Here is an 8,017-nt window from a genome sequence, read left to right on the forward strand (position 1 = left end):
GGTTTGGGGGAATCCTTCTGTGGCCCGACCCTCGAACAACAACGGGCAGAAAAAGGAGAGGTACCACCCACCCCCGGGGGGGGAAAACCCCCCCCCCCCCCCCCCCTTCCCTCCGCCCCCCCCCCCCCCGGCGAAGTCCCGGTGGACGGCGTCCGGCAGCCGGCCGACCTCGACGCCCTCGGCCAGCGCCTCGACCTGCGCCAGGTGGCCCGGCTCGTCGATGGTGAACAGCTCCAGCGTCCCGAACCGGCGGTCGCGCACCTCGACGAAGCCGGGGCCGCGCCGGAAGACGCACTTGCTCGGGTAGTACGTGGCGCGCCAGTCGGCGACGACGTCCTCGGGGCCGCCGGTCAACTGCTCGGGCGGGTACAGGTGGTGGAACCGGCGCTGTGCCGCGCAGCCGTCCGTGCAGTCGGCCTGCCAGAGCACGGCCAGCCCCTGCCCGGTCGCCTCGCGCAGCAGCATCAGCGCCCGCGCGGAGGCCGCCGGCGCGTCCGCGCAGAGCCGCACCGGCTCGGTCAGCCGCAGGCAGCGGACCCCGGCGCGGTGCAGTTCGGTGACCTCCGCCTCCGCCGGGCCGGACAGGGTGCGGTGGCCGAGCGCGAAGCCCGGCAACTCCCGGGCGTCGGGGTCGTAGTCGAGCCAGAGCTCGACCTCCGGGCCGGCCGCGCGCCAGGAGGCGGCATCGGTCCTTCCCACAATGGTCCTTTCCGCAACGGTCCTTCCGGCATCGGTCCTTCCGGCATCAGTCCGTTCAGCCGATCGTGACGGCATCGAGCACCTCCTCGGCGCCAGGGCGGGCGGCGGCGGGGCCGTGCCGGTGCTGCATCCGCATCAGCACCTGGTTGTCGGACTCGACGGCGACCTGGAGGAAACCGTCCCCGTCGTGGAACAGCAGGCCCAGCGCGGTGAAGCGCTCCAGCACCGGCTCGACCGCCGCCGCGCCGCCGGGGACCTTGGCGGCCAGCGCGGCGGTCGAGCGGGGCTGGTTCAGCAGCCGGAAGGCGGCGAGCTCCACCGGATCGGTCAGCTCGACCACCCGCCAGTCGTACCCGGGGCGGGTGTTGACGAGCGCGATCCGCCCGCCCGCGTCCCGGTAGCTGAGCCGGCTGTCGGGGAACCGCGCGATCCAGGTGCCCACCGCCGCGCTCAGCCGCTCCGCGAGGTCGCCGCCGATCCCGCGCGGCGGTGCGCTGAACACGTAGGCCAGTTCGGCCAGTTCGCTCTCCGGCAGGCGGTAGGTCGCGCCGTACTGGAAGGCCGGTCGGGTGATCGCGAAGCCCAGCTCGGGGCGGTCGAAGTACGGGCTGAACCGCTCGATCGCGATCCGGCCCGCTCCGGTCGGCGGGTCCAGGTGGTGCAGCACGGGCAGTTGGCGGATCACCGACTCGTAGTCGGCCGGCTGCTCGCCCGGGAAGCCGTAGAGGTAGTTCCAGCTCACCGACACTCCGGCGCTCTGCGCGTCCCGCAGCGCGCGGACGTTCTGGCAGCCCGTCACCCCCTTGTCCATGATCCGCAGGACCCGGGTGCTCAGGCTCTCGATGCCGGGCTGTACCTGGGCCGCGCCCGAGTCGCCGAGGAGTTGGAACTGGTGGCGGCGCAGGTTGGCCTTGATCTCGAAGTGCAGCCGCAGATCCACCGGGAGCTCGGCGAGCGACTTCAGGACGGTGTCGAAGTAGCCCATGTCCAGGATGTTGTCGACCACGTAGACGTCCAACAGCTGGTGGCGTTCGGCGAGCGTGAGCACCTCGGTGAGGAAGTCGGCCGGCGGCTTGGAGCGGAACTCCATCGAGGAGCCGTTGAGCCCGCAGAAGGTGCAGTGGTGCTTCTCGCCCCACCAGCAGCCCCGGGAGCCTTCGACGACCAGCTTGGGATCGACCCAGCCGGCCGCGACGGAGGCGTCGAGCCGCTCGTAGAAGCCGTCGTAGCGGGGCGCCAGGATCGCCGCGGGCGGCAGCGGACGCCTCGTCATCTCGTTGGCCGTCGACTTCCCGGAGCCGTCCCGCCAGCACAGCCCGGGGACGGCGGAGAGGTCGCCGCCTTCCAGGAGTGCCGGGAAGGCGGCCTCGCCCTCGCCGCGCACCACGTAGTCCAGGAAGGGGAAGTTGCGGTGCAGCGCGGCGCCCTGCGGACCGTCGCAGTTCGCGCCGCCGAACACCGTGCGCACCTGCGGGCACCGCTGCTTGAGTAGCCTCGCGGCGGCGAGGCTCGCCGTGTTCTGCTGGAAGGTGGTGGTGAAGCCGACCAGGTCCGGTGGGTCGGCGGCGAGTTCGTCGACCAGTCGGGCGATGAACGCGGGGGCGATCGCGCGGGTGGCCCGGGTCAGTGCGATCTCCTGCTCGCTCGCACCGCTGGTGGCCAGGTACTCGAAGTAGGCCGCGAACTCGCCGTCGCTGTCGTCGATGTCGCCCTCGATGTCGCCCTCGACGCCGGGGGCCGGGCCGTCGTCACCGTACAGCGCACCGGCGAACGCCCAGTCGCCCGCGCCCTGGAAGTAGGACTTCTCGGAGAAGTACTGGTAGTCGTCCACGCCGAAACCCGCGGTCTCGGCGGCCCAGTCCACGAAGTCCAGGTTGGCGTACCGCACTTCGACCTGGTGGTCGGCGCGTGCGGCGGCGGTGTGCATGATCCCGAGCGCCAGCGACGGCACGTCGATCGCGCCCCAGGGCATGTGCAGCAGGACGATACGCATGGTGGCCACTTCTGTTGATCGCCGGCGGTCGATGAGGTGTCGCTCCGGGGCACCGCAGGCGCCCCGGAGCGACGGAGAATCACTTGCCCTTGGTCTCCGGCTTCGGCTTCGGCTGCCCCTTGAGGGCAGGCGCGACCACCGCGGCCTTGGTGATGTCGAGTGCGAAGGCCTGGACCACCACGGCGCCCCGGTCACGCTCCGGGGTGCTGATCGGGTCGTTCTGAATGCTGCGTCGCTTCATGGATGTTCACCTCCTTCCACCAGTTCGGCGGGTACCTCGGGGCGGTCGCCCCGGGGTGGCAGGGGGAGCGGTGCCGGCCAGGCGTGCTCGGCGAACCGGACCATCGTGGCCAGCACCGATCGGTGGTCGGCGGTCCGGCGGCTGTAGTGGCCGCCGTCCACCCAGAGCAGCTCGTGCGGCACCGCCAGCCGGCGCAGGTCCGCGGCGTACCGGGCGACCTGGTCGGGCGGGCACCGCTCGTCGGTCCGCGAGGCGACCAGCAGGACGGGCGAGCGGACCTGGTGCACGTACGATCGCGGGTCGGCCGCGCGGTAGCGCTCGGGAACCTCGTCCGGGGTCCCGCCGAAGAGCTGCCGATCGAGCGCGCGCAGTGCGGGGGTGGTGGTGCGGTAGGCGGCGGGGTAGTCCGCGATCGGCTGAGCGGCCATGCCGAGTGACCACAACTCCGGCTGCGCGCCCATCGCCAGCAGGGTCAGGTAGCCGCCCCACGAGAATCCGCACAGGCCGGTGCGCTCCGCGAGCGCCGTACCGTCGGCGACCAGCTCCGTGCGGACGGCGGCCAGGTCCTCGATCTGCGCCAGCCCGACCCGGTGGCCGTACTCGTGCTGCCAGCGGGCGCCGTAGCCGGTGGAGCCGCGGTAGTTGGTGCGCACCACCGCGTAGCCACGGCCGACCAGGGCGTTCACCCGCGGGTCGTAGGAGTCGCGGTCGTGGGTGGCGGGGCCGCCGTGGACCAGGAAGAGGGTCGGCCACGGGCCCTCGCCGACCGGGGTGCTGACGAAGCTGTGGATCCGCCCGTACGGCCGGGGCGTCCAGCGCCGGCTGCGGGAGGTGTCGCCCCGGTCCGGGTCGAGGCCCTGTCCGGGGTGGTGCGCAGCCTCCGTGCCGGGGCGCAGTACCAGCGGGCGGGGCGGTGTCGACTCCCGGCTCCAGACGCAGTGCAAGGTGCCGTCCGGAGCGCAGGACAGGTCGTGGATCGTGCCGCCGGGCGTGCTGATCTCCCGGACGGGCGGGGCCTGTTCCGCCGGTCCTTGCCGTGCGGTCCCCTGCGGCGTCACCCGCTGCCGCGTCGCCCCCTGTCCCTCCGGCGGGTCGAGGTCGGCGAGGAGCAGCCGGCTCCGCCCGGCCCGCTCGTGCTGGATCAGCACCTCGCGCGGCCCCCGGTACCAGCCGGCCGATATCTGCGAGTCGAACGACAGCCCCGGGTACCTGCGCAGTCCCGTGCCGGCCCGCCAGGTCGCGACGGTGTACCGCTCGTCCTCCTCGACCACCAGCAGCAGCTCCGGTTCGAGTCCCGCGAGCGGGTTGAACTCGATCGGCCAGAGCCGTAGTCGGCGGTCCCCGGCGATCCGCAGCGGACCGTCCGCCTGCGTGCCCGCCTGCGCGCCCGCCTGGGCGCCTGTCGGCCACAGGACCACTGAGTCGTCCCCGTCGGGCCGCCCGCCGAGGGCGAGGAGCCGACCGTCCGGCGACAGGTCGGCCAGGCTCAGGTACCCCGGCGCCGAACCGATCAGCCGGGCCTCGCCCGCGGGCGGTCCGACGTAGCAGTGCGAGGCGCCGTCGACACCGACGACCACCGCGGCGAGCGCGCCCGTCCGGTCGAAGGCGACGCCGTATGCCCGCCCGCGCGGCACGTCGTGCAGCGCCTCGCCGCCCGCGCCACCGGCGAACGGCTCGCGCCACCACCGGCCCTCCCCGGCGTTGTCGGCGTCGAACCACCAGATGGCGTCGCCGTCCGGCTCGATCTCGCTCAGATGGACGCCCCCCGGCCGGTCGGTGACCACCCGGCGCCGGCCCGTCCTCAGGTCCCAGGCCACCGCCTGCCAGCGCTCGTCGACGAGCCGCGTCTCGACCGCGCGGTCGGCCGCCAGCGCGGCGAAGCCGGGGGACTGGAACGCCTGCGTCACGGACCCGGCCCTTTCGGCTCGATGGTGGGAACAGACTGCGCTGAACGTTCCGAGGCCGGTGCACTGATGTGAAGATCCAGTGAACTGGCGTGAAGAAAAGTCCACTTGTGGAGGATCGCCGCCACTCTAAGGGGGTGCCGTGGCTGCGAACAGACCTTTCGCACAGTTGGCCGAAATGCAGCTGAGGTGAATGCGGGCCGGCGCCGACGCCGCCGACCGCGCGTTGATCACTTGTCTGCCATGGATTCCTACGGTCGGGCCTTCGGCAAGTTCCGCACCGCTCAAAAGGATTCCCATGATCGACCAAGCCGCGTCGTCGCGCGGTGGCACAACCATCGGCCTGTTCGTCGCCCTGGTGGCGGTGACCCGCGTCATCGCCGCACCGGTGCCGCTGCGCGCGCTCACCGGGGTGGGGCGGTAGACCGTGGAACCGCGCTCCAACCTCGACGAGTTCCTCTCCGACCTCGCGCGCTACGCCGCCGCGGACGTGCTGACCGCGCAGCTCACCGCGGACACCCTGCGCAAGTACCTGCGGTCCGGGCTGATCGTGCCCGACGACCTGTGCGCCGGTGGCACCGACGGCTACTCGCAGCGGTTGCTGCACGCCGGACGGACGCACTCCGTGGTGGCCCTGACCTGGCTGCCCGGGCAGTCCACCCCGATCCACGACCATGTCGCCTGGTGCGTGTCAGGTGTGGTGGAGGGCGTCGAGGTGGACGAGGCGTTCCGGCTGTGGCGGCCCTCCAGGACCGGCCGCCGGGTGCTGGTGCCGTCCGGCCGGACCACCTGCTCTCCCGGCCGGGTGCAGTTCCTCGTACCGCCCGACGAGGACATCCACCGGGTGTCGAACGGCGGCACAGGTCGCGCGGTCTCCCTGCACGTCTACGGCGCCGACATCTCGCTGAACGGGGGCAGCTCGATCAATCGGGTCTTCGGGAACGAGGTCGTGGACCTCCCGCCGGACGGCGCCCGCCTGGTGAGCTGGCGGAGCCCGGAGGGCCTGGCCCGGTGACCGCCCCGTAGCGAACCGACGGGCCGTCCGATCCGGACGGCCCGTCGGCCGCGCCCGGGCCCCTGCCCGGTCGACCGGGCGGGGCCGTACGGCCTGACGTCGGCTTCTGTTGCGGCCGACCGGGCCGCGCCTCGCGATTGGTCCAGACCTATTGACGAGCTGCGCCGCCCCTCCTACGATCCGGTCCGGCACAGCCCCACATGTCCCCACCTCACCCACAGCCGGGCGTCGCGCCCCCACGCGTCGGTCATGTCCATGACGTTCGGCGGGAAGGGAACGCAGCATGTTCCGTCGAAGGTCGCGTACTCCACGTCCGTCGGGCGATGTCCGACCCTGTCCGGATCCCGGCCGCCCCGAAGGCGACCCGGCCGGGAGCGAGCCGCTCCGGACCCCTCGCCCGCAGCCGCGGGCGGGCGTGGAACGCACGGCGCAGGTGAACCGGACCAGCCGTGCCCAGCACGGGCCGAGCGTCCTGCGGCGCTCCCTCGCCGGGGTGAGCGCCGTCGCCGTCATCGGTGCCGGCGTCGCCGCGGCCGGCTCCGTCACGGCCGGGGCCGCCACCCCCAACCTGGTGGCCAACCCCGGCTTCGAGAGCGGACTCTCCGGCTGGACCTGCTCCGGCGGCTCCGGCGCGGTCGTCAGCAGTCCGGTCCACTCCGGGGCCGCCGCGCTCAAGGCCACGCCGACCGGCCCGGACAGCGCCCAGTGCAGCCAGACCGTCAGCGTGCAGCCCAACTCCCAGTACACGCTGAGCGCCTACGTCCAGGGCAGCTACGTCTACCTGGGCGCCACCGGCACCGGCGCCGGCAGCGACCCGTCCACCTGGACGCCGAGCAGTGCGGCGTACAGCCAGCTCAGCGTCGGCTTCACCACGGGGCCGAACACCACCTCGGTGACCGTCTACCTGCACGGCTGGTACGGGCAGCCCGCGTACTACGCGGACGACGTGTCGCTCACCGGCCCCGGCGGCAGCAGCCCCACGCCGACGACCCCTCCGCCCACGACTCCACCGCCCACCACCCCGCCGCCGACGACCCCTCCGCCGACCACTCCGCCGCCCACGACTCCTCCGCCCACCACCCCGCCGCCGACCACCCCGGCGCCGGGTGACACGTGCCCCACGAAGCCCAAGCCGTCGGGCAAGGTCCTCCAGGGGTACTGGGAGAACTGGGACGGCGCCGCGAACGGCGTCCACCCCGGCATGGGCTGGGTCCCCATCACGGACAGCCGGATCGCCGCACACGGCTACAACGTCATCAACGCCGCCTTCCCGGTGATCCTCTCGGACGGCACCGTCCAGTGGCAGGACGGCATGGACGCCAACGTCAAGGTCTCGACCCCCGCCGAGATGTGCCAGGCCAAGGCGGCCGGGGCGACGATCCTGATGTCGATCGGCGGTGCCGCCGCAGGCATCGACCTGAGCTCCAGCACCGTCGCCGACCGGTTCGTGGCGACCGTCGTCCCGATCCTCAAGAAGTACAACTTCGACGGGATCGACATCGACATCGAGACCGGCCTGTCCGGAAGCGGCAGCATCGGCACGCTGTCCGCCTCCCAGGCCAACCTGATGCGCATCATCGACGGCGTGCTGGCGCAGATGCCCGCGGGCTTCGGCCTGACGATGGCCCCCGAAACCGCGTACGTGACCGGCGGGAGCGTCACCTACGGCTCGATCTGGGGCGCCTACCTGCCGATCGTCAAGAAGTACGCCGACAACGGGCAGCTGTGGTGGCTGAACATGCAGTACTACAACGGCAGCATGTACGGCTGCTCCGGCGACTCCTACCAGGCCGGCACCGTGCAGGGCTTCACCGCGCAGACCACCTGCCTGAACAACGGCCTGACCATCCAGGGCACCACCGTCAAGGTGCCCTACGACAAGCAGGTGCCCGGCCTGCCGGCCCAGCCCGGCGCGGGCGGCGGCTACATGGACCCGGGCCTGGTCGGCCAGTCGTGGAACGCGTTCGGCGGTTCGCTGAAGGGGCTCATGACGTGGTCGCTCAACTGGGACGGCTCGAAGGGATGGAGCTTCGGCGACAACGTGAAGTCCCTCCAGGGTCGTTGATCACCCGCTGACGTCCTGCTGACGTCCTGCTGACGTCCCGGGGGGGGGCGGGGGGGGGGGGGGGGGGGGGGGGGGAGGGGGGGGGGGGGTGGGAGTGAGG

At 72.6% G+C, this 8,017-nt stretch carries 7 protein-coding genes; 3 read left to right on the plus strand and 4 right to left on the minus strand.

Annotated elements, in window-relative coordinates; genetic code table 11:
* The 4 genes from AC07BF_RS27470 to AC07BF_RS27485 all read right to left on the minus strand — a co-directional run.
* Positions 1-699: DUF5825 family protein (locus tag AC07BF_RS27470; RefSeq protein WP_478334053.1), on the minus strand; the 699-nt coding region annotated here is incomplete at its 3' end.
* Between the two features lie 55 nt (positions 700-754).
* On the minus strand, positions 755-2,692 hold the full coding sequence (locus AC07BF_RS27475) for a RiPP maturation radical SAM C-methyltransferase (RefSeq protein WP_478334054.1): 1,938 nt from the start codon (positions 2,690-2,692) through the stop codon (positions 755-757).
* A 79-nt stretch (positions 2,693-2,771) separates the two neighbouring features.
* Positions 2,772-2,933, minus strand: a complete 162-nt coding sequence (locus AC07BF_RS27480) for a hypothetical protein (RefSeq protein WP_363586260.1) — start codon at positions 2,931-2,933, stop codon at positions 2,772-2,774.
* Entirely contained in the window at positions 2,930-4,840 is a 1,911-nt protein-coding gene (locus AC07BF_RS27485; protein ID WP_478334055.1) for an alpha/beta hydrolase family protein, read from the minus strand. Before AC07BF_RS27485 ends, AC07BF_RS27480 begins: the two co-directional genes overlap by 4 nt.
* Before the next feature lie 295 nt (positions 4,841-5,135).
* Between AC07BF_RS27485 and AC07BF_RS27490 the strand changes: the two genes are divergently transcribed.
* The 3 genes from AC07BF_RS27490 to AC07BF_RS27500 all read left to right on the plus strand — a co-directional run bounded on the left by AC07BF_RS27490 (position 5,136) and on the right by AC07BF_RS27500 (position 7,917).
* A complete protein-coding gene (locus AC07BF_RS27490) occupies positions 5,136-5,261 on the plus strand; it encodes a hypothetical protein (RefSeq protein ID WP_363586262.1) in 126 nt (41 codons plus the stop codon).
* Between the two features lie 3 nt (positions 5,262-5,264).
* Positions 5,265-5,852 (plus strand): cysteine dioxygenase family protein, encoded by a 588-nt coding sequence (locus AC07BF_RS27495; protein ID WP_363586263.1) that lies wholly within the window; start codon positions 5,265-5,267, stop codon positions 5,850-5,852.
* Between the two features lie 433 nt (positions 5,853-6,285).
* Positions 6,286-7,917 (plus strand): carbohydrate binding domain-containing protein, encoded by a 1,632-nt coding sequence (locus AC07BF_RS27500; protein ID WP_363586264.1) that lies wholly within the window; start codon positions 6,286-6,288, stop codon positions 7,915-7,917.
* Positions 7,918-8,017 lie beyond the last annotated feature (100 nt).

The sequence above is a fragment of the Kitasatospora sp. NPDC043950 genome, from assembly GCF_056435345.1.